The 22,619-nt window shown below is 44.0% G+C and carries 13 protein-coding genes; 4 read left to right on the forward strand and 9 right to left on the reverse strand.

All coding sequences use genetic code 11. From position 1 onward, the window contains the following. Window positions 1-108 precede the first annotated feature (108 nt). A complete protein-coding gene (gene glnS, locus G399_RS0114205) occupies window positions 109-1,773 on the reverse strand; it encodes a glutamine--tRNA ligase (RefSeq protein ID WP_006010200.1) in 1,665 nt (554 codons plus the stop codon). Between the two features lie 184 nt (window positions 1,774-1,957). Between glnS and G399_RS0114210 the strand changes: the two genes are divergently transcribed. Continuing rightward, window positions 1,958-2,992, forward strand: a complete 1,035-nt coding sequence (locus G399_RS0114210; protein ID WP_006010201.1) for a LacI family DNA-binding transcriptional regulator — start codon at window positions 1,958-1,960, stop codon at window positions 2,990-2,992. On the opposite strand, the gene G399_RS0114215 is transcribed toward G399_RS0114210, so the two are convergent. Continuing rightward, entirely contained in the window at window positions 2,979-4,445 is a 1,467-nt protein-coding gene (locus G399_RS0114215; protein WP_006010203.1) for an MFS transporter, read from the reverse strand. The two genes, G399_RS0114210 and G399_RS0114215, sit on opposite strands and share 14 nt — an antisense overlap. Before the next feature lie 275 nt (window positions 4,446-4,720). Here G399_RS0114215 and G399_RS0114220 point away from each other — a divergent pair, with 275 nt between their 5' ends. After that, window positions 4,721-6,253: a tryptophan halogenase family protein gene (locus G399_RS0114220; protein WP_006010207.1), complete on the forward strand. Its 1,533-nt coding sequence runs from the start codon at window positions 4,721-4,723 to the stop codon at window positions 6,251-6,253. 11 nt (window positions 6,254-6,264) lie between these two features. Here G399_RS0114220 and G399_RS0114225 read toward each other — a convergent pair whose 3' ends face one another. From G399_RS0114225 to G399_RS0114245, 5 genes are read right to left on the reverse strand one after another with little or no spacing between them, the layout of a single operon-like run. Continuing rightward, a complete protein-coding gene (locus tag G399_RS0114225) occupies window positions 6,265-8,823 on the reverse strand; it encodes a glycoside hydrolase family 31 protein (protein ID WP_006010209.1) in 2,559 nt (852 codons plus the stop codon). Continuing rightward, the gene (locus tag G399_RS0114230; protein ID WP_006010211.1) at window positions 8,820-10,826 is read right to left on the reverse strand and encodes an alpha-amylase family glycosyl hydrolase; all 2,007 of its coding nucleotides are present in this window, start codon (window positions 10,824-10,826) and stop codon (window positions 8,820-8,822) included. The genes G399_RS0114225 and G399_RS0114230 overlap by 4 nt, the downstream gene beginning before the upstream one ends. Before the next feature lie 9 nt (window positions 10,827-10,835). Beyond that, window positions 10,836-10,988: a DUF5989 family protein gene (locus G399_RS22305; protein ID WP_006010213.1), complete on the reverse strand. Its 153-nt coding sequence runs from the start codon at window positions 10,986-10,988 to the stop codon at window positions 10,836-10,838. 1 nt (window position 10,989) lies between these two features. After that, window positions 10,990-11,475, reverse strand: a complete 486-nt coding sequence (locus G399_RS0114240; protein ID WP_006010215.1) for an SxtJ family membrane protein — start codon at window positions 11,473-11,475, stop codon at window positions 10,990-10,992. A gap of 5 nt (window positions 11,476-11,480) precedes the next feature. After that, on the reverse strand, window positions 11,481-13,397 hold the full coding sequence (locus tag G399_RS0114245; protein ID WP_006010217.1) for a carbamoyltransferase family protein: 1,917 nt from the start codon (window positions 13,395-13,397) through the stop codon (window positions 11,481-11,483). Window positions 13,398-13,641: 244 nt separating this feature from the next. Between G399_RS0114245 and G399_RS0114250 the strand changes: the two genes are divergently transcribed. Then, window positions 13,642-15,597 carry a hypothetical protein gene (locus tag G399_RS0114250; protein WP_148277376.1) on the forward strand — a complete coding sequence of 652 codons (1,956 nt, stop codon included), beginning with the start codon at window positions 13,642-13,644 and terminating at the stop codon, window positions 15,595-15,597. A 115-nt stretch (window positions 15,598-15,712) separates the two neighbouring features. After that, window positions 15,713-17,533 carry an SGNH/GDSL hydrolase family protein gene (locus G399_RS0114255; protein ID WP_244877408.1) on the forward strand — a complete coding sequence of 607 codons (1,821 nt, stop codon included), beginning with the start codon at window positions 15,713-15,715 and terminating at the stop codon, window positions 17,531-17,533. A 54-nt stretch (window positions 17,534-17,587) separates the two neighbouring features. Here G399_RS0114255 and G399_RS0114260 read toward each other — a convergent pair whose 3' ends face one another. Together G399_RS0114260 and pulA are read right to left on the reverse strand one after the other, a co-directional pair. Then, window positions 17,588-17,902 carry a hypothetical protein gene (locus G399_RS0114260; RefSeq protein WP_006010224.1) on the reverse strand — a complete coding sequence of 105 codons (315 nt, stop codon included), beginning with the start codon at window positions 17,900-17,902 and terminating at the stop codon, window positions 17,588-17,590. A gap of 307 nt (window positions 17,903-18,209) precedes the next feature. Then, window positions 18,210-22,604, reverse strand: a complete 4,395-nt coding sequence (pulA, locus tag G399_RS0114265) for a pullulanase-type alpha-1,6-glucosidase (RefSeq protein ID WP_006010225.1) — start codon at window positions 22,602-22,604, stop codon at window positions 18,210-18,212. Window positions 22,605-22,619 lie beyond the last annotated feature (15 nt).

The following is a 22,619-nucleotide window of genomic DNA, read 5'->3' on the forward strand; positions in this document are numbered from 1 at the left end:
AACAAAAAAAGGGTAAATCGCTAGCATTGGATTTACCCTTTATTATTTGTCATCAACAGACTTTTTATTTTGAATACAATCACCCGTGTTGACCACGACTAATCTTATTTATTGGTTTATCTTCGCCCAAGTATCACGAAGTTCAACAGTTCTGTTAATGACTAGTGCATCAGATTTGCTGTCCTTGTCGATACAAAAATAGCCGGTCCTTTCAAATTGAAACGTGTCGCCATTGTCAGCTTTTAGCAGGGAAGGTTCAACAAACCCTTGTCTAACAATTAATGAGCTTGGGTTAATTGTCGCGGTAAAATCGTCCTCCGATGCGGGGTTTGCCGACGTAAACAAACGGTCATACAGTCGAACCTCCGCTTGCTTACCCTCGGCTGCACTTACCCAATGAATAACTCCCTTAGCTTTTCGGCCATCCACGGGATCTGTGCCAAGTGTGCTGGCATCATAAGTACAATACACGGTGGTTACTTCACCATTTTCATCTACGTCACAACGCTCGGCTCGCAAGAAATAAGCATTACGTAAACGCACTTCTTTTTCTAACACTAAACGTTTAAACTTTTTATTCGCGGCTTCTTTAAAGTCTTCCTTTTCAATCCACAACTCTTTGCTGAATGGTACTTTACGAGTGCCCATTGTGTCATCAGCTGGATGATTAGGTGCATCAAGCCATTCAACTTGATCTGCTGGATAGTTTTCAATAATCACTTTAAGTGGATCTAATACTGCCATTCTGCGCGGTGCATTGGCGTTCAATTCATCCCGAATACATGCTTCGAGCATACTCATCTCGACCAAGTTATCCATTTTAGTTACACCGATACGCAAGCAAAATTCGCGAACGGATGCAGATGTATATCCTCTTCTGCGAAGACCCGCTAGGGTTGGCATTCTAGGATCATCCCAACCGGTAACACGCTTTTCTTCAACTAGTTGAATTAGTTTACGTTTACTTAGTACGCTGTATTCTAAATTAAGTCGAGAAAACTCGTATTGTCTGGGTCTGCAGTCAATCGAAATATTGTCGATGACCCAGTCATATAATCGACGGTTGTCTTGAAATTCAAGCGTACACAAAGAATGCGTAATCCCTTCAATTGCATCCGAAATACAATGCGTAAAATCGTACATTGGATAAATGCACCACTTGTCGCCTGTTTGGTGATGATGCGCAAACTTCACTCGATACAGCACGGGGTCGCGCATACACATAAAAGAAGAGCTCATGTCAATTTTAGCGCGCAAACTGCACTCACCCTCTTTGTAGTCGCCCGCCCGCATTTTTGCAAACAGCACTACGTTTTCCGCTGGTGTCGTATCTCTGTGTGGACTATTCGTGCCCGCTTGAGTTAGCGTTCCGCGCATTTCACGCATTTTTTCTTGCGCACTGAAATCAACATAGGCTAAGCCTTTTTCTATTAGCTCAACGGCATAGTCATGCAGTTGGTCAAAATAGTTAGATGAATATCTTTCTTTGCCATTCCACTCAAAACCAAGCCAGCTAACATCGTGCTTAATCGAGTTCACGAAATCGATATCTTCTTTTTCTGGATTAGTATCGTCAAAGCGTAAATTACAGGTTCCTTGGTAATCTTGAGCAATGCCAAAATTTAGGCAAATAGACTTCGCATGACCGATGTGTAAATAACCGTTTGGCTCAGGTGGAAATCGGGTGGATACGGTTGAATGTAAGCCGCTTTGCAAATCTTTATCTATAATTTGTCTGATAAAATTGGACGGTCGATGCTCAATCTCGGCCATGTGTAAATGTTCCTTTGTTATATAGTGCTACTTTTCGTCTAGTATATCACTTTGAAGCTAATACAATAGTCAGAATTTTGCATATTGAGGGGCTTAATATGCAAACAATTTGAACTTGCTAGGTCGAGTAGTGTATAACTTAGGCCACTAGCAACAAGAATTCATCTATAAATGACATCCGTAAATGAAAAGTAAAGCAACCTCTTTTGATATTGCACACATGGCTGGTGTATCACAATCCACCGTCTCAAGGGCTTTGAGCGATAGCCCGCTGGTGAATGAGGAAACAAGAGAAAGAATAAAGAAAATTGCGAAAGACCTTAATTATAAAGTCGATAAAAACGCGAGCAATTTGCGCAAACAACGGAGCCAAACGCTAGCGTTGTTACTGTTTGAAGACCCTACTTCCGATGATTCTCTTATCAATCCGTTTTTTATTTCCATGCTCGGCAGTATCACAAAAGCAAGCGCTGCCGCGGGGTATGACTTACTTGTCTCTTTCCAAAACCTGAAGGATGACTGGCACGCTGTGTATGAAGATTCAAACAAAGCCGACGGCCTCATTTTATTAGGCTACGGTAGTTATACTGACTATGAATACAAATTATCTCAATTAGAAGAACAAGGGACCCGGTTTTTACGTTGGGGAGCGCCTGATAAAAAACACCCCGGTATTTCAATCGGCTGTGATAACTTTTTGGGAGGCGTAGAAGTCACTCGTCATTTGATCTCATTAGGGCATCGAAGTTTTGCGTTTATCGGCTTGGCCGATGAGAGCGCCCCTGAGTTTAAAGCACGTTTTGATGGTTTTATGACAGTGGTCGCCCAAGGCGGGTTCGACACCTCAAAAGTAGTGCAGAAAGATGCGATATCAACTGAATTGGCGGGTTACAAAGCAGCCATGGAAATACTTGCGGGTGAACATCCGGATGCTATTGTGTGTGCTTCAGACCTGATTGCGTTGGGAGCAATCAGGGCAATTAGAAGCCAAGGCTTAAAAGTGCCTAGAGACATTGCTGTTGTTGGCTATGACAATATTCAAATTAGTGAGTTTGCGTCTACGCCACTAACAACGGTACAACAAAACACCCAAATTGCTGGCGAACTGTTAGTGTCAAACCTACTGAAACTGATCCATAACGAGCCGGTAACTGATTACTTAATGCCGCCAGAACTAATCGTTAGGCAATCTTGCGGTTATGGCTTTACTGCAAGCTAGTCACTTGAACATGTTCCTTCACTCTAAAAACAGCGAACCCCGCGAATATCATAGCAACACCCGAGACCATGATGATATACACCGCTTCATTGCCAAAAGCATACTTCAGAATAAAACCAGCGGTTAAACCACACACAATTTGCGGCATTGCAATGGTAAAGTTGAAGATACCCATATAAACACCCGTTTTATCAGCTGGCAACGAGCCTGCGAGCATGGCGTATGGCATTGCCAATATTGCAGCCCATGCGATCCCGATACCTATCATCGGAACTATCAAGTTTACAGCGCCCGCAGGCACAGTCACTTGTGTGATCAATAGATTGACTGTGGTTGGCGTTAGATCTTCAAAGAATAAGAAGCTAATGTAGCTGATGCCGCCAATAAATAGCGAGCCTGCGTACACTACTTTACGTCCAATTTTGTCTGCCAATTTAGCTAGGAAAACGGAGAAAATAGCGGCGAAGAAGGAATACGCGGCAAACAATATACCCACCCAATCACCTGCGGCACCCTTTGCTGCGATAATAGATGCGGGGACATCGACTGATTTTAAGTAAGCAGGATCGAACCACTTAACCTCTACGCCCCAAATATGTTGAGTAATTGCTGGCGTTGTGTAAACCCACATAATAAATAGCGCAAACCATGAGAAAAATTGCACAAGCGCAAGCTGTTTCATAGTGTCTGGCATGGTTTTCATTAGCCCAAAAAACTCAGACAACTTTTGCCCCAAGGTCTTCTGCTGAGCAAGATTTTTTTCAACCTGTGCGGCATCTAAACCTTTGTATGCGTAGTAATCTTTGGGCTTGTATTCTTTGGTTCTAAAAACCGTCCACAACACACTGCCGAGTAAAACAGTAGCGCCAATATAAAAAGCCCACACCACCGACGGCGCTACAGCGCCTGCCTTTGCAGTGTTCTCCAAGCCCACAACATTGGTTAATACAAACGGCAGTATTGAGCCAATAACGGCACCCACATTAATCAACAATGATTGAATTGAGTAACCTGAATTACGCTGTTCAGCAGGTACCATGTCCGACACTAGCGACCTAAAAGGCTGAAAGCATACGTTGAACGAGGCATCCATTAGTGCCAGCATTAAAACGCCAAAAATCATAGGGGCGATGAGCGCCACAAACAAGGACGCATTAGGCATCAAAAACATGCCGAGAGCCGCCGCAATAGCACCTGCCAAAATGAAGGGTCTGCGACGCCCAAGTTTGTTCCATGTTCGATCAGATGCAGCGCCCACTATCGGCTGTACAAGTAAACCCATGATCGGAGCAACTAACCAAAAGAAAGAAAGTGAGTGCAGATCGGCACCTAAATCAGACAGGATCCGACTCGCATTTGCGTTTTGCAAAGCAAAACCAAACTGCACGCCTAAAAAACCGAAGCTAACAGTCCAAAGCTGCCAAAAGCTCAACCGGGGTTGCTGTTTTTGCATAGATTACTCTTATTTTTATTGTCGTTTTATTGTTGCTAGCAGAACTGCAAAGACGGAAGACAGCCATTGCGTGTCTTACGCATCAGCAACGTGCATGTAAACCACATGTTAACTAATGGCGCTAGTGTAACTTCATCGTTTATAAATAACTATCCAACTGCATACGTATTCAGCGCATTGTGCGGGGGCTTATTTGCAAAAACCAAAACGAGTGCATGTATTCGCTGCTAATATTTGGTAAATTTTAACGATACCATTTAACCACTAAGACAAAAATGAAAAAACTGCTGATTTTAGGAGGAGGCACCGCTGGATGGATGGCGGCTAATATGATGAATCATTATTTGGGACGTAATAAAGAAGACATCGCCAACTCAAAGGCTTGGGAAATCACAGTAGTCGAGTCGCCGCAAATTGGTATTATTGGCGTCGGTGAAGGCTCAACTCCGCAACTAAAGAAATTTTTTGACCTCCTTGATATTACAGAGTCGCAGTGGATGCCGGCTTGCAGCGCTACGTTCAAAAATGGAATTAGCTTCATTGATTGGAGCGAACACACTCAAACGAACCGCTATTTTCATCCTTTTCCGTCTCCATTTGATCGACAAACAGCCGCCGCTTTTTTGTATCACTGCCAAATGCGATCCCGAGGGATGGATGTTCCGGTTAATCCTGACGACTTTTTCTTGTCCGCGCACTTAGCTAAATTCAAACTAAGCCCAAAACCGTTACCAGGGAAACCGCAAGTACCCTTAAATTATGCTTACCATTTCGATTCAGCCAAGTTAGGCGCATTTTTATGTCAGCACGCCGTTAGCAATGGGGTACGGCATATTAGCAGCACAATGGAGTCGGTCCTGCAGCACCCCGATAGCGGTATTCAGGCGATACAATTAGCATCTGGAGAACAACTTAACGCCGATCTTTTCATTGATGCTACGGGTTTTAATTCACTGCTGCTTCAAGGTGTGTTGCAAGAACCTTTTGAAACATTTGCAAGCAACTTATTCAACAATAGTGCAGTAGCAATACCCTCAAATAGACAGGATATCATTGCCGCTGAGACAAAGGCGACAGCCTTGTCTGCCGGTTGGGCGTGGCAAATTCCGCTAACCAATAGAACGGGGAATGGTTATGTTTATAGTGACCAGTATTTGTCACCTGAACAGGCTGAAAAAGAATTACGGGATCACATTGGAGCCGATATGAGCAAGGATAGTGGCGCGGAGCAAAAGCCGGCAAAACACCTAAAAATGAAGGTAGGTCAGGTTCAGCGTCACTGGCACAAAAACGTGGTTGCTGTTGGCCTGTCGCAAGGCTTTATCGAACCATTGGAAGCAACAGCCCTGCACCTTGTACAAGAAACCGTGCTCAAATTGGCCTCAAGCTTATTAGATCCTATGTATACATCAGAACCAGATCGCATTAAGCTCGCATTCAATGAAAGTATTAGAAAACGCTTCAATGGTGTCAGAGACTATATTGTTTGCCACTATAAAATGAACACGCGAACGGGATCGCAGTATTGGATTGATAACCGCGAAAATAACAATATTTCAACACAATTAGCCGACGTTATTGACACTTGGCGTGCGAAAAAAGATATTGCATCGGTCCTCGAAAAGCACACAATGACGCAATACTATCCGGTTATTTCTTGGTATTGCCTGCTAGCAGGATATGGCTCATTTGCGTCTGCAAGCTCTGCAAATAAGCTACCGAGCAGTAACATGCGTCAACTTACACAATACCTTATGCGAAGCACCACTCACTTCGCTTCGCACAACGCAAGTTTAGGATTAATCTAAGCCCTCAAAGCTTAGTCAACAATTAGAAGACTTAGCTCCGTCTCGAGTCTTCCCTTCACTCTTAGTTGCTGTGTTTGATAATGCCAATACGCGTTTGTTGAATTAAGAGCAGCCTGCGCTGCTGTCTGTATCTTAACGCTTTGGCCATTTACCACTACTTCGGTTGGCTGTTTATCGAGTCCGTGAATAATAAACGTCATTTCCCTTACTTTCGATGCGCCTTTATATGTGCCATTTACGACGACTGATAACGACAACTGCGTAACACTTTTACCCTCTCCTGTCGCTGCAGCATCAGATGTAAATTTCAGAGTTTGATAATTTCCTGATGCAATAGAATTAGGATTTTTGCCGTCGTCATCAAACATTGTATATTGAGCGTTTGCAATTGAGCTATCGTGATAATAATGAACACTTAGCGCAGCACTATTATACTCAGTCGTGTTTTGCATGTCCTTCGACATCGGCACAAATGCGCCAGCCTTAACCAGAATGGGGATCTGATGAAGCGGTGCAGGCATCACGATTTCTTTGCTGGTGTTGGATTGATTCACGATCTTGGTATCGGTCCAATAATTAAACCAAACACCTTTTGGCAGTGCCATCGACACTTCATTAACACCCGGCTCCGTAATCGGATGTACCAAAAACGCATCGCCCCAATAATAACTAAGCGCGTTGTCAATATCGGTATCTGCCGTATTGAAGAAGGTCGGCCTCATCATTGGCGTACCAAAAAGTGAGTTTTCAAATGAAAGTGAATAGTTATATGGCAACATGCGATACCTTAACTTCACAAACTCGCGGGTAATATCTTTCGTTTTTTTGTCATGAAAAACCGGTTCTGGCGCAATATTATCCTGTGCATGCGGACGATATACTGGCTGAAAAACACCATATTGCATCCAACGAATATACAGTTCAGGGTCAAACTCTTCACCACCTGCAAAGCCACCAAGATCAGAATGTGTGTAGGCTAAACCAAACATACTCATTTGCAATGATAACTCAACCTGAGGCTTCAAACCGCCCCACTCACGGGAAACATCGCCTGTCCAAGGGATCATGCCATAACGTTGGCTGCCCAGAAAACCAGAGCGCATCATAATAAACGGACGCTCATTGGGACGTAATGCAGTTTGACGCTCATACACCATCTGCGCCCATTTGTGACCATAGACGTTATGAATTTCATCACCCGTCACTACCTTGCCTTCGAATCGATGCAGGCTATCACCGGGATGTACTTCTGGCTCACCCAAGTCGCCCCACCAGCCAGCCACGCCCTGTTCATCAAGCGCTTCATAAAAGCGCCAAAACCAGTCTTGCGACGCTTCATCAAACACATCAACTAAACCCGTATTGCCAAAATAAAAATCAAAACGCCGCGGTCCACCACCTATACTTCGGGCTAGAGCATCACTGTTAACGGCCGACTCCCATTGAGACGAGCTTGATAATATGAACGGCTCGGTAATTAAAATGGTCTTTACACCCTGCCTATTTAACTTTTCAATCATTTCCTCAGGCTCTGGAAATGCATTTTTGTCCCATTCCAAATTACCCATGTGGCCTTTGATATCAGGGCCAAACCAATACAGGTCAATGACAATGGCATCCACCGGAAAGTCTTCTTTTAGAAAGGTTTCAATAGTATCAAGCGTTTGTTTTTGTGTCTTGTAGCCAAACCTTGAAGCATAATTGCCCAAAGCCCAACGGGGTGGCAAAGGCTGTTTTCCCGTCACATCAACGAAATTACGCACCAAGTCAGCATAAGTTTGGCCTGAACTAATAATATATGAGGTTCTTCCTGCATCGGCTTCAAATTGCAATACATCGGCTTGAGTGTGGCCGATATCTAAAAACCCAGAGGCACTATTATCAAAACCAATAGCGTACATTTTAGTCGACATTACCGCGGGTAAGCTGTAGTACATTTGTGACGATTCAGTGGTGTAGCCGTAATGTGCTTTGTTATACAAAGGCATGCGATGACCGCGTCTATCCATGCCCAACACGCGCTGTCCACCGCCCATGATTTTCTCATTATCCTGCAGTTTAAATCGAAAGCCACGAAGGGTATCAAAATTAAATAGGCCGGCTTCTTCCGCAACCAGTAATTTGCCGTCGCGATAGTAGCTAATCGAAAATGGAGAAATTTGAAGACGAGCGGACAAGTTAGCCACCGAAAATTCAAGATATTCGGCGAAAACCTGCAAGCTTGTTTCTATTTGCTTTCTTTCAGTCACTCCCTCCGCTAACGCAAATGAAGGTAACTGCTTGACGTTTACAGGTTGATAAAAAACCTCGAAGGAAGCATCGTTTATTGCGGTTAGGGTGACACTTCCGTTTGACAGTTCAATCTGTAAAACTTGATTTTGTTTCTGTACTTGTTGGATAACAACCGCATTGCTAAGGCCTTCATCGTCTTTACGGTCAGCATTGATGTAGCTATCAACAGGCTTCGCGGTTGCTTTGTCGACAGATATACTAGCGACAAGTAATAGCGCAATCAGAACATAATGCAGTGGATTGCTTGAACGACGTCGTGAACTGCGTAAACCACTCATTGCGCTTGCTCATTCAGATCAATTTCAAGCACAACTGACTGTAATGCATTTAATTGAACACGCACTGATGCACCAGAGCGTTTTCTTGCCACCTTCATTTTATAAGCAAAACCATTCAGTAAATCAATGGCACTGTACTCACCTTCGTTTAGCTTCCATTGGGTTAATAATGAAATTGGTAAATTAACGGTGACGCTTGGTAAGTTATCCTCACTGAAGTTGCTGATCACAACAAGTGCCTTATTTTCATTCCACCTGACAAACGAAAACTGTGAACCCGAGTAGCTATTTACGCTATCGTCTTGAGCATTTTTTACATTTAATGAATGCAGACTTTGGTATTTTCCAAGCATAGTGGGATGCGTTGCCGAAATTTTCATCAGGCGCTCGTAAAACGCACGTAAGTGTTTTTCTGACTCGCTCGACGCAGCGCCATCGAACTTGCCCTTGTTCATATATCGCTGGTGCGCAGGAACGCCGGCATAATCGAATATTGTGGTGCGCGTTGGGTCGCCAAAACCTGTTTCCTCGGATCCATCCTCACCAACATCTTGGCCAAAATACAGCATGGTGGGCGACTTGCTGATCAGGGCTGATACCACCATTGCGGGTTTGCCTTTTTCAGCACTGCCCGCAAAATCTTCGCTCGCGATGCGCTGTTCGTCATGATTTTCTAAAAAATGCAGCATATGCAGCTCAATATCGGCAAGTGCCAATTGAATATCTTCTAATGGCTGAGCATCGCTTTTGCCCTGCATCAATAATTTAAGTGAGTCGTAAAACTCGACTTTGTCATAGAGATAATCCATTTTCCCAAGCTTGAGATAGTCGCGATATAAACTGGGGTTGTACACTTCTGCTAACAAGAATGCCTCGGGATTTTTCGCTTTAATTGATGAGTTTAAATACGACCAAAACTCAACCGGCACCATTTCAGCCATATCGTAGCGAAAACCATCCACGCCTTTATCAAGCCAATAATGCACTATTTGCTCAAATTTTATCCATGAATCAGGCACTGACTTACCCTGCCAAAATGCAGCATGCTCGGCCAGTGATTTGTTAGCATATTCTGCAGGTAGCGTATCAAAATCATAGCTTCCGTCCGGCTTAACGCCGTAATTTACTTTGACGGTTTCATACCAATCGTTAAAGCTCGGCTGGGCTTCACGTGCACCGTTACCTGTCCACTTTGCTGGTGTCTCATTAAACTTGCCGTCGGCTAAGGGATGACTTTCACCGCCCAATGCTTGATAACCGTTTTCGCCTACCGGCACTTTAAAGGACTCGCCTACCACATAATAAAAGTTATTATCACGTGCATATTCCACCTCGGTATTGTCATTTTCACCAAAATCATACACACCTTCTGGCTTGCTTAACGAGCGGTAATCGCGCGCAACATGGTTGGGCACAATATCAATGATGACTTTTAACTGCTGCGCGTGCGTGCGCGTTATCAAAGCTTCAAATTCTGCCAGTCTATTTGCCGGGTCATCGGCTAGGTCAGGATTCACATTGTAGTAGTCTTTCACTGCGTAAGGAGAGCCAGCGCGTCCTTTCACTACATCAGGATCATCTAAGCTGATGCCGAATTCGGTATAATCATTGATGACGGCATGATGTGGAACACCGGTATACCAGATGTATGACGCGCCTAGCTCTTTGATGCTTTGCAGCGCTGTGTCATCAAAATCGCTGAATTTGCCCACGCCATTCTCTGCTAGCGTTCCCCAAGGCTTGCTAGTTTCGTTAGTGTTGCCAAATAATCGGGTAAACACCTGATAAACGACCGGTTTTCCTTCACCTTGTGCAGCATGTGGGTGAGTTGCTAATATAGTTTGTTGTTTGCTTGCCATAAGCTTCGCTGTCGTGTTGTCATTGGAAGAATGTTGAGGATTTGAAGGCGAACATGCGCCGACTAGAAAGACCGAGCACGCGACAGCTAAAAAGCTGAGCTGCTGGTGTTTGTGATTGCTTTTGCGTTTGTACATAGCAGACATACTATATCCCTAAAATAATGTGTAAATAAACGTGGCGAGTGATGACTGTTGCGTTGCCACTACGATGCCGCCGAGTAAAGCGAGAATGATAATAATGGGTAAAAGCCATAGCTTTTTACGTACCTTTAAAAAAGTCCATAGATCGTGTAAAAACTCCGTCATATTAAAAAGGTTCCTCTAAGCGTTTCTTGTCTTTTCTGGCATCGGTGTGCAGCGGTTTCACCCAGTTGCTGTGGCCACTAACGTGTGTTTTATATTGTAACTTGCCAAATGTCGTCATAATGAGTCCGATAGGCGTTATTACCACATAAAAAATCAGAGCTAAAATAAGCTTCGTATTAAACCATCCCAGCACCGATGCAATGATCATCCACCCATAGTATGGATAATAAATGCCTTTTGGGAACACCCAATAAAGTAACATCATGACGGTGCTAATGCCCGCAGGCCAATACGGCGCAGCGTGCCCAAACAGCCAGGGTAACAGCAGCATAAAAACACTAGGAACAGCAATGGACATCGTTAATGCAAAAGCGCGCATGGCTTTAATATCGTTTTTATTAGCGAGCGGTAACATGATTTTTTTCACTGCGTTTTTCACTACACTTGTCACTGCACTTGTCATTACACTTGCCACTGCATTTTTCATCCCTATCAATCCTTTTCAAACGTAACTGTTTTAGCTGCTTGTATTTGCTCATCTGGTTGCTCAGACTTTAACAGCATAATATTTTGCATCACCAACACGTCCATATCAGTGGCTAAAAAACAACGTATTGCATCATCAGGACTGCAAACCGGTGGCTCACCTCTGACGTTAAAGGACGTATTGATGACCATGCCAACACCAGTTAGCTTTTTAAACTCAGTAATAAGGCGATGAAACTTAGGATTCGTTGCTTTGTGCACAGTTTGTACTCTTGCCGAGTTATCAACATGTGTAATAGCGGGCACAGAGCTTCTAATTTGCTGCAGCTTATCGAGTCCCGTGGCTAGCTGATTGTCTAACGCAACACAATGTTCTTTTTTCACCCTAGCCACAAGCAACATATACGGACTAGCAACATCCATCTCAAACCAGTCACTAACATCTTCACTTAGTACGGCTGGCGCAAATGGTCGAAACGATTCTCGCTGTTTAATTTTGAGATTCATCTGAGACTGCATTTGAGTATTGCGCGCATCACCAATGATAGAGCGATTGCCTAAAGCTCGAGGACCGAACTCCATAGCATCTTGAAACCAACCGACCACCTTGCCCTCATCAAGATAGGCTGCAACCTGCTTGAATAAAAATTCATCGGGCACTACAGAAAAGGGTAACGACTTGTTTTCACAGGCAAACTGCACTTGCGCGGACGTAAACTCACAGCCCAAAAAGGCGCCATTCATGTGATCAAGCTGAGCTACGTCATTTGACGCATTACTCACTACTAATGCTTTTTTTGTTTTTTGATAATACTTATGCCATACCTGCAGCGCTGCACCAACGGCACTGCCTGCATCGCCTGCAGCCGGCTGTATCCAAATGTGTTTGAACGGCCCTTCCCGACTTAATCTGCCGTTTGAAACACAATTCAACGCAACACCGCCCGCTAAACACAGGTTCTCGCACTGTGTTTGTTGGTGTAAGTACGCTGCAATCTTCAACACAATCTCTTCGGTGACCATTTGAATAGAGCGTGCAAGGTTCATTTGTTTTTGCGTTGTTTGACTATCATAGCCATGCGCAGGGCCCTCAAACAGAGCATGAAATTTGGCGTTAGTCATGGTTTTACCCGCGGCATAGTCAAAATAGTCCATGTCTAGCGAGAAGCTGCCATCGTCTCTTATATGAATCAACTTTTGCTTAATTAAATCAACATATATAGGCTCACCATAAGGTGCTAGGCCCATCAGCTTATATTCGCCACTGTTAACTTTAAAGCCGCAATACTGGGTAAATGCGGAATATAGCAGACCCAGCGAATGTGGAAAGTGTATTTCAAATAGCGGTGTTAGTTCACCTAATTTACCTCGCCAAGCCGACGATGTTGCCCATTCGCCAACGCCGTCAAGGCACAGCACCGCAGCATCAGTAAACGGACTGGGAAAATATGCTGCCGCAGCATGCGATTCATGATGCTCACAAAAAAGCAATTGCGGCACTTTGGGCTTTTTTTCTTTATTCACTTCATCATGATACAAAGTGCCGTTCGCTTGTGCTCGCTGTTGATGGATTAACTTGCGTAACTCACTGCGCAATACAGACTTTAAATAAAGCTTCTCTTTCATCCAAATAGGCATAGCACGTAAAAATGACAAAAAGCCTTTTGGCGCTGTGGCTAAGTAGGTTTCTAACAAACGTTCAAATTTGAGTAATGGTTTATCGTAAAAAACCACTGCGTCGATGCTTTGTAAGTCGGTATGCGTGCTTTGCAAGCAATATTGGATTGCCTGGGTGGGGAAATCAGGATCGTGCTTAATGCGACTAAAGCGTTCTTCTTGCACCGCACATTGAATATCACCATCGACAATTAACGCCGCTGCGCTGTCGTGATAGAAAGCTGACATCCCTAAAATTTTGATCATTAAGCCAAATCTGTTTACAAACGTGGTGCTAGTTTACCGATATTTTTGATGTGGACTAGTCTAAAACAAGCATTTTGCCAGATTTTCGCACAGCATACGTATGCAACAAGCTATTAACATGATTTTCACTCAGATTTTAGGATAAACTTACCTGCATAACCATCATTTACAAGCAACATACCAAGGTACTTGAGCAACTATGTCGGCTAAAAATAAAAACAATCTACGACAAAATGCTTCGAGCATGCGAAAGGCTTCGATTCAACAAAAGCGTCCTATTTTTTATGTCATTGCCGTGTTATTGCCTTTTGCAATGCTGCTGTTAGTTGAAGGTGTGTTGCGTATTACTGGCTTCGGCCATTCCTATCCTTTATTTATCACGTCGAATTATAGCCAAGACTATTTACAACCTAATCCCGATGTCGTGAAACGTTTTTTCCATCAGCCACTGTTTGCTCCGCCCGTGGGTCCCGATACATTTTTATTTGCACAAAACAAAGACCCCGACAGTATTCGTATCGTGTTAATGGGAGGCTCAACGGCTGCAGGCTTTCCATACGGGCGATTCGGCTCGCCCGCCGGTATGTTAAATCAGCGTGTTAAGGCACAGTTTCCAAATAGCCGTATTGAAATTATCTCGGTCGCGATGGCCAGTATCAATAGTTATGCCTTGCTTGATTTTGTTGATGAAGTCATTGCTATTGAGCCTGATGCGGTGCTTATTTACGCTGGCCACAATGAATACTTAGGCATCATGGGCGTAGGCTCGATGTACGCCTCGAACGGCAGCCATGCAGCCAACTTACTATTTTTAATAGTAAAAGAGTGGCGAACTTTTCAGTTAATGCAATCGCTTTACTACGGACTTTTTCAATCTTCAGCTGATAAGGAACATAGCAGGCTTGATCACAGCGGTAGCTCGCGCACGGTAATGGCGTCGGTAGCGAAGGAAAAAGACATTGCATTTGCCTCAGTATTATTTGAACAGGGTGCACAACAATTTGAGCAGAACTTACTTGCCATTCAATCTGCATTAATAACGGCGAATATTCCTGTGTATGTGTCAACCATTGCGTCTAATGAGAAGGACCTGCCGCCATTTTCATCGAGCAATACGGTCGAAGAACAGCAATTTGTTGATAACGCAAATACTCGCTCTAACAGACGCATTATTCAACAAGGCGTAACGCTATTAAACAAGGGCAGTACGTCTGCTACCCTTGCCTATGAAGTGGCTAAGGCAATGTCACTTGAAAATGATCAACGTGCTGCCGAGTTTTTTTTATTGGCCAACAACTATGATCTTTTGCGTTTTAGAGCGCCATCTATATTTAACGATATTATAAGAAAGACAGCCAACAGTCAGGACTTAAGCTTCTTAGTGGATAGCGAGCGTGCAATAAGGAACGACACTAGTGACGGCATTATCGGCGCCAAACATATGTTAGAACATTTACATCCAACAGCCCGTGGATACTTTTTAATTGCGGATGCTTTTTATCAGCAACTCCTTGACAACAGCGCCTTTGAGAACAGCGCCCTTGAGAGCAGAGTACTTGAGAATAAAACACTTGAAAACCGAATACTTCAAAGTAGCCCACTTGAAAATAATCCGTTCAGCACACCAAACAACGTCAAAGTCGCTTTACTAGACTTACTGTCGATTGAACACGCCTGGCGCAATATGCCGCTTTCGGATGTTGACCAACTCGTAGGGGACTATAAAATTCAGATACTCACCTCAGATTATCCTTTTACCGATATCAAAAAAAGGGTGGCGCTACCGAGCAACAAAACCGCGCTGGAGCAAATAGCAAAAAGAAGAATTGAAGGCGAGTCTTGGCTCACCAGCCAACAGGCCCTTTTATTACTGCTACAGCAACAAGGAAACATCAGTGAAGCGGCGAAAGCTGCTGGTGTGCTGTATGACGCTTTACCAAATGAAAATGAAGTAGCGCGAATAGCCAGCTTGTTATACCTACAAATTGATGAGTTTGGCTTAGCCGAGTTTTATGCAAGGCGGGCTTTGCTAGTTAGCAACAATGGGGCAACCATGAATGCCAATTACTACCTAACCTTAGCCGAAATTGTGTTTAAGTCAGGCGATGTGTTGGAGGCTATTTCTGTATTAAACAGGCTACTGGAAATTGAGCCCGATAATAAACGTGCTATGGCAATTAAGCAGCAGATTAGCTCCTAGTCTCTGCCTTGTAAGCAGCTTTAGTGTATTCAATAAAAGGGTGCAAACAGCTATTTACAGTGACGTGAAAAAGCAACCCAAATAAATGAAATTGAGCAAGATGAAAAAAACAAATATGAAACACAATAAGTCAGCACCAGCAAGTCGACAGCGATTTATTTTCTATATCATTGCCCTATTCATTCCCCTGCTATTTTTTGTGGTCCTCGAGGTAGGTCTGCGGCTTGTTGGCTTTGGGCAACAAGTGCCGCTGTTTATTGAGAATCCGGCGCACCCAAGCTATCAATTGCCGCGGCCCGATGTGATGAGCCGTTACTTTCCTATAAATGCACCAACTCCGTCCGTGACGATGGAAGCCAATTTTATTCTTAAGCAGAAACCCAAGAACGGCTACCGAGTAATTGTGCAGGGAGGAAGCACTGCCGCTGGGTTTCCTTATGGTTTAGGCGCGAGTATTGCAGGAACGCTTGATCAGCGCCTAAAGCCGAGCATGCCGGGCAGATATGTTGAGGTTCTTAATACCGCCATGTCTGCTATTAATAGTTACACTCTGCTTGATTTTGCTGACGAAATCATTGCTCAACAACCCGATGTTGTATTAATTTATGCGGGACACAACGAGTTTTTAGGTATTTTAGGGGTAGGCTCAAACTATACGGCAATGGGATCGGGTATTACCACACGATGGTTTCTATCATTAAAAGATTATCGCGTTTTTCAACTACTGCAACGCGTGTACTTTGGACTCTCTAGTTCAGATGGATCGTCCAGTGTCGCAGTAAACACCGATCCGAAAGACATTTTAAAAGACATATCAACAGAGCTTCAAAGCGGACAGCAATCTCGCACATTTATGGCGAAGGTCGCTAAAAACAAAGCAATTGCCAAAGATTCCAGCATTTATTATGCGGGCCTTGAGCAATTTGAAAGCAACATGTCGGCACTATTGGCTAAATATAGCAAGGCCGGTATTCAGGTTTATATATCAACCATTGCAAGTAATCATGCGGATCAAGCGCCTTTTTCTAGTTTGCCAATTGAGTCTAGGTTTAGCAACACGACTACGGCACTTTTTGACAATACGGCTGGTTTAAATCAACAGCAGCGTATTCAAGATTTACAATCTGCATCAAGCACACTGTCCTCATCTACCTCAGCGGATTTACACTTTAAGATTGCTAAACTTGCGCTACAGTTGCAGCAAGTGCAAATAGCAAAAAACCACTTTGCGCTAGCTGTTGAGCATGACCAATTGCGTTTTAGAGCTCCTTTAGCCATAAACGAGATTATTCGTAAGCTCGCAATGCAGAACAGTGCCGTGTTAGTCGATTCAGAAAACCAGCTTGCTATTCGCAGCCCAAAAGGCATTGTTGGCAGCAGCATGATGTTGGAACATCTGCACCCTAATCTGCAGGGCTACTTTGTGATCTCAAACGCGTTTTACCAGTCGATGGTAGAAAATGCCAACATAAAACCCTTTGCTAATGTGAGCATAGAGCGCGCTTGGGCTGAGCGCTTGATGCTGGCTCAGGAGGAATATTATGGCTTTGCTACCATTTTGAATTTGCTCTCTGACTACCCTTTTACAACACAAGCAACCACACCGTCACTGCCCAAACCAGCCGACTGGCAACAACAAGCGGGTCAAGACTTTTTCCTCAAAAAAACCTCTTGGCTGCAGATGATGCAATTGAGTCTTAATCGTTACCAAAGCGAAGATGATCAAAGAATGGTGGCGAAAACCATTCAAATTTTAGCCGATGCGCTACCGCACAATGGCTTGTATAACTTACAAATAGCTGAAATAAAGTTTAAGCAGAAGCGTTTAAACGAATCTTTATATTATTATCAACGCGCAAAATTAGCCGGGGCTATAGGCATAGCAATAGACGGTAATATTGCGTTGATTGAGAGGGCGTTGCCTAACATTCACTAGCCCCTTTAACTAAGCTAAGCACATGAAAATGGTCCGATTGCTTGCTATATGCATTTACTCGACAACAGTTGTAAATTTATTTTCGCAAGAGACCACCGCTGCACATAAACCACTGAAAACTAAAATACAGATCGAAGAAACGACTCCCCAGACTGAAATCATAAGCGCTGGTCCACTATTTCTCTGTATCGTCATGGTCGCGCCGTTACCAAGTTCTGTAGTTCCACCTGGACCAGCAAAAGTAAGATAAAAACCTATACAAATAGCGCTTATCGCTAAAAGATAACTTAGGACACCCAAAACACGAGAGACGATAAGTAAACCGCCAAGGTTTTTAGTTTTTATTTTTGAGTATGGATAAAGTTTCATATTATTCCTTTAATTAAAACTAAGGCCTTGCTGAGCTGCGCAGAATAGTTGGCTATAAGCGCGAAGCGATGACCAGCTGTTAAATTTCCGTTTAAAAAAACTTATTGCATTGCACTTAAGTCAAAACGCTATGAATAGCAACAGATATCGAGATTGATAAAGTAGGTCTGGCGGACATTTAAAGCCTAGGATCCAAACTTTTGGAAGCTCAGCGGCAGGCTGTTTCGAGTAATTAATGGATAAAAAAAACCAGCGACATTCGCTGGTTTTTCATTATAAGCTTTTCTCAAAGCTCTCTAGGGACACACTATTCTACTGGCGTTACCGTCACCTTAGGTGATTTTGCATCGGGTCCTTGAACCTTAAATTGATACAAACCAGCCGCGGGGGCAGCAATCGTCAAATTTGCGCTATTGCCGTCTTGGAACATGACTTTAGGCTCGCCTAGGGTAACTGCAGCAGTATCCTCTGCTACAGCTCCTAGGTTATACGTTGCCCAGTCACTCGTTGCCACTTTAAAGTTAACGTCTGCGCCATCTAAGTTAATGTTTACCGTATAAACACCGGCACCTTGATAAACTAGCGGGTCGGTTTCACCCCAGCCATTCAGGCTACCGCGGATAAAGACCGTGTTAGCGCCAAAGAACTGCTCGTTAAAGACTCTGATTTTTGGCTCGTCTACGTTTGTACTATCAAAGATAAACACATACTTGCCTGCTTCAGCGACATCAATCACAATATTACTGCCGTTTTCAATGAGGGGCAGGTCTTGACCTAATACCACTAAATCATCGGCATCGTCTTCACTGAATGCGCCTAAATTAGGCGCAGCCCAGCCTTCGTTAGCCACTTTGAACTGATACTCTTCAGCACCAAGGTCAACCGCAACAGAATACAAACGACCACCATCATAACTGAATTCGTTATCGAGTCCCCAACCGTTCATGCCACCGCGCAAGAAGATAGGATTGCCGACATAAGGTTCCTCATTAACAATGGTAAGGGTTGCTGCATCGGCATCCCTCGCATTGAAGCTAAACACATAGCTTGCATCAACACTGGGTGTAAAGGTCATATTGCCTTGACCACTAAATACGTCTTTTTCAAGCGCTTCAGTCACTTCAGGATCCGCATTATTACCGTAATCAACGGACGACCAATCAGCAGATGCTATCTTAAATGCATAAGTGGTTTCGCCAGTAAGTGCAATGGCTACTTCATATACGCCATCGCCCTTATAGCTCATTGCATCGGCTTCACCCCAACCATTCATTTCACCACGCAAGTAAACTGCAGTATCGCCAAATGGAACGATATCAGGTGCACCGGATGTTGCAAATGCGGATAAACCATAACCACGCTGCATGCCTTGATCCTTAACAAACACCGCCATGCTTAGTGGTGGAACGGTAAATGTACCGTTACCCGACGCATCCGCACCCTCAGAGAATGACGCACCGCGCACGACTGGGTCAACAGAGTCTGCAAGTATTGTATGCAGTTTGAAACCCTTTGCCGTTAGTACCTCAATAGACTTCTCTTCGTAGCCTGTGTTGATCACAATAGCTAATGCATCATACTTTGGATCTAGGTCAGATAGCATCGCATCGGTGTTTGCAGACACACCATCATCAACGCTCATGACGATCAAACCTTGCTGTTGGCGTGAACCAATGTTGTGAAACCCTACTCGCGCTTTAATATCTGCAGCGGTCGTTAAGCGGAACAATTTACTGTCAGTACGAATACTTAGGTATTCTTGGAATACTTCTGCTGCAAACTCAATGTTTGACATACTTGCAGCACGCTCTGGCGAAAACATGAAGGTAGAAATGGTATCCCACATCCCTTGATTGTCTTCTGCTAAAGGTAAACCAACATTCCAATTGTTTGTTTCATAGGTAAAGTCGATACGGCTGAACCAATCGCCTGAATCATAGGTATTGCGATCCATTGACTTCGAACGCAGAAAGTCGCCGCCCATTTGTAAGAAAGGAATACCTTGCGACAGCATAGGTATACCGATACCGATATTTTGTGCGCGTATTCTTTCTTCTAAAGTAAGATTAGCAGGTAGGTTATAATTATATTGATCCCATAATGATTCATTATCGTGCTTAGACACATAGTTAATGATATCAGCAGGGTCCAATGCATAACCGCCCAACGAGCTAGTTTCCGTTGCGTTGCCGCCTGAGGTCTCTAACACAAAGTCAGTCAGGGTGCCGGCCATCGACATCTTAACGATGTCTTGATCGGTCATTGCTGTTACTAAACTCACTTCGCCGGCACTTTCTAAACGACTTGTTCTAGTGCCATTATAGAAAATATTACCGCGACGAATACCTTCACGAATGCGGTCATTATAAGTACCAATTTCAGTGCCAGCCATATTAATCTGATTAGCCTGCTCGTAGCCACGATCTTGACGTATCCAACCTTCACCATAGAAGTAGTTATCTGCATCTAGCTCACGTATTTTGGCATACAGGTCAACCATTGTTTGCTTAGTTGCCTGGCTCATGATGTCGAAGCGGAAGCCATCGAACTTATAATGTTCAGTCCAAAGAAGTAATGAATCTTCCATGAATTTTTCCATCATACGATTGCGCGGCTCTGTATCATCACAGCAAGTTTCGCGAACAATTGCACCACTATCCACTTCATATCTGTGGTAGTAACCAGGGACAACTTTATCGAATACTGAGTTTTCAAACAAACCAGACGCATTAGTATGGTTATACACAACATCAAGCACCACGCGAAGTCCGACTTCATGCAGCGACTGATTCATTGCCCGCATTTCAATTATACGCTCAACGCCATCAGGGTTAGATGAGTAACTGCCCTCAGGTGCATTAAAGTGCTTAGGATCATAACCCCAGTTGAATTGGTCAATATCGCGCAACTGTTGCGACAGTGCTTGCGCAGCACCTGGCTCCGACAACACATTGAAGCTATTGTAAAGCTCACCAATTGTAATATCACGAGGCGTGTTATCACGACAAACTGGCGCAGTTGGCTTTAATGCACACACTTGCTGCACGGTACTTGAAAAATTAACCGTTTTGCTCGTATCTTCATTAATTGTCGCAATATCGTTTACTGGTAGCATATGAAAATGCGTTAACCCTTTCGATGCTAGCTTAGCCAAATGCTGCATTGGGGCAGACTCTTTTTCCGTAAACGCAAGGTACTTACCACGATTTACTTCCGTTGTAGAGGCATCTAGTGCACTAAAATCACGAATATGACCTTCGTATAAAACCGCGTCTTCTGGATCAGTAATGGTAGGAATATCATGCGTATCCCATCCTTCTGGCTTTAGATCGTCGTCTGTTAAATTAACAAACTGTGAAAAGCGGCCATTTAGCGCTAAACCAACCGAATACGGATCTGTTACGTCTAGCACTTCTATTTTCTCATTTTCAGGATGATAAACGGTCACTTCAAAACGATACAACTGGCGATCTATATCCATAGAGCCGGCATATGACCATATACCCGTTGCGGCATCAAGCGTCATCGGGTTAGTTGATTGTAATCGCTTATCAGCAGCATACAGTTTAAGCGCAACGTTAGTTGCTGTTGGTGCCCATACTCTAACTTCAATACCAGAATCAGTATAAACAGGTCCTAGGACCGCCTCATCAGCATCGTTTTCACCCATCGTATACAGCTGGTCCAACACATTAGGGATTTGAATGCGAGTAGCGGCGACAAGTTTACCTTCGTTGTCATATGCACCAAGTACCGCCTGCGTTTTTAATACCGCTTTTGCATCCTCAACTGTCCATTCACCTGCAAACGCTGGTAACTGGGCTAAATGCGGCGCTATCAACTTTTGATCATCTGTTAAATCAACTTCGGTTAATTCAGCAACGGTTCCGTTCAAGCCTGTTGCCACCGTCACAGCAAGACTTGCATCTGCTGAGTAGTGCAGCTTAACTGAATCGACCAGACCAAAATCAACATCCCATAGTATGGACGTTGCGTCTAGCCAATGTGCCTGAGCGCCATCAATGGATACTGGCTGTTCACCTAAGGAGTCAATCGGAAATTCATACAACGTAGCGACACCTGAGAAGGTGAAGTTCATACGCGCAAAACGTTCATCTTCTGGCTGTTGTAGCTTGGCTTGAAAGTCACCGCCGCCTAATTCTTTACCCGCATCATCGGTACCGATGTGAACAATGAAGTTGTGGCAAGCACCAGTCGTTAACGCATAACCGGGTTTTAAATCAAGAAGCCAGTAGGCACCATAGGTTGGATCGATACCCGTATGCACGCGACCATTATCCCAAGCAGTATCTGCATCCGCATAGGCATTGCATGCATCGTCGCTCCATGTGTGTAGTCGGTAGCCTTCATATGAAGGATCAGATGGGCTGTTGTCCGCACCCACTGCTGCACGGTTATAATACAAAACAGCTTGGTCTGGCCCAGGGAAAGCAACGGGTGGTGCTAATTCTGGATTAAAACCCACAACACACGCATCATTTGCAGCGTTCGGCACGGTAGGCGCCGCACAAACGATAGGAGGTGGAGGAACACATCCCGATCCATCCGAGTTAGGAATATTTGGTACGTTGCAGGTTAACGCAACCTGCCCCGACTCCACATCTGAGCCACCGCACCCTGACAATACGAATATTGACAAGATAACAGCAGCATAGCTGATGATACTTTTACGACTAAACATAGGTGAACACTCCAA

This window comes from Brumicola pallidula DSM 14239 = ACAM 615 (assembly GCF_000428905.1).
Taxonomy (GTDB): domain Bacteria; phylum Pseudomonadota; class Gammaproteobacteria; order Enterobacterales; family Alteromonadaceae; genus Glaciecola; species Glaciecola pallidula.

Excerpts from the sequence above, each read along its gene's own strand:
- G399_RS0114240 (WP_006010215.1), bottom strand. The coding sequence starts at position 11,475 with ATGAAAAATGCAGTGGCAAGTGTAATGACAAGTGCAGTGACAAGTGTA.
- pulA (WP_006010225.1), bottom strand. The coding sequence starts at position 22,604 with ATGTTTAGTCGTAAAAGTATCATCAGCTATGCTGCTGTTATCTTGTCA.
- G399_RS0114250 (WP_148277376.1), top strand. The coding sequence starts at position 13,642 with ATGCGAAAGGCTTCGATTCAACAAAAGCGTCCTATTTTTTATGTCATT.
- G399_RS0114260 (WP_006010224.1), bottom strand. The coding sequence starts at position 17,902 with ATGAAACTTTATCCATACTCAAAAATAAAAACTAAAAACCTTGGCGGT.
- G399_RS0114210 (WP_006010201.1), top strand. The coding sequence starts at position 1,958 with ATGAAAAGTAAAGCAACCTCTTTTGATATTGCACACATGGCTGGTGTA.
- G399_RS22305 (WP_006010213.1), bottom strand. The coding sequence starts at position 10,988 with ATGACGGAGTTTTTACACGATCTATGGACTTTTTTAAAGGTACGTAAA.
- G399_RS0114225 (WP_006010209.1), bottom strand. The coding sequence starts at position 8,823 with ATGAGTGGTTTACGCAGTTCACGACGTCGTTCAAGCAATCCACTGCAT.
- glnS (WP_006010200.1), bottom strand. The coding sequence starts at position 1,773 with ATGGCCGAGATTGAGCATCGACCGTCCAATTTTATCAGACAAATTATA.
- G399_RS0114215 (WP_006010203.1), bottom strand. The coding sequence starts at position 4,445 with ATGCAAAAACAGCAACCCCGGTTGAGCTTTTGGCAGCTTTGGACTGTT.
- G399_RS0114230 (WP_006010211.1), bottom strand. The coding sequence starts at position 10,826 with ATGTCTGCTATGTACAAACGCAAAAGCAATCACAAACACCAGCAGCTC.
- G399_RS0114220 (WP_006010207.1), top strand. The coding sequence starts at position 4,721 with ATGAAAAAACTGCTGATTTTAGGAGGAGGCACCGCTGGATGGATGGCG.
- G399_RS0114255 (WP_244877408.1), top strand. The coding sequence starts at position 15,713 with ATGAAACACAATAAGTCAGCACCAGCAAGTCGACAGCGATTTATTTTC.
- G399_RS0114245 (WP_006010217.1), bottom strand. The coding sequence starts at position 13,397 with ATGATCAAAATTTTAGGGATGTCAGCTTTCTATCACGACAGCGCAGCG.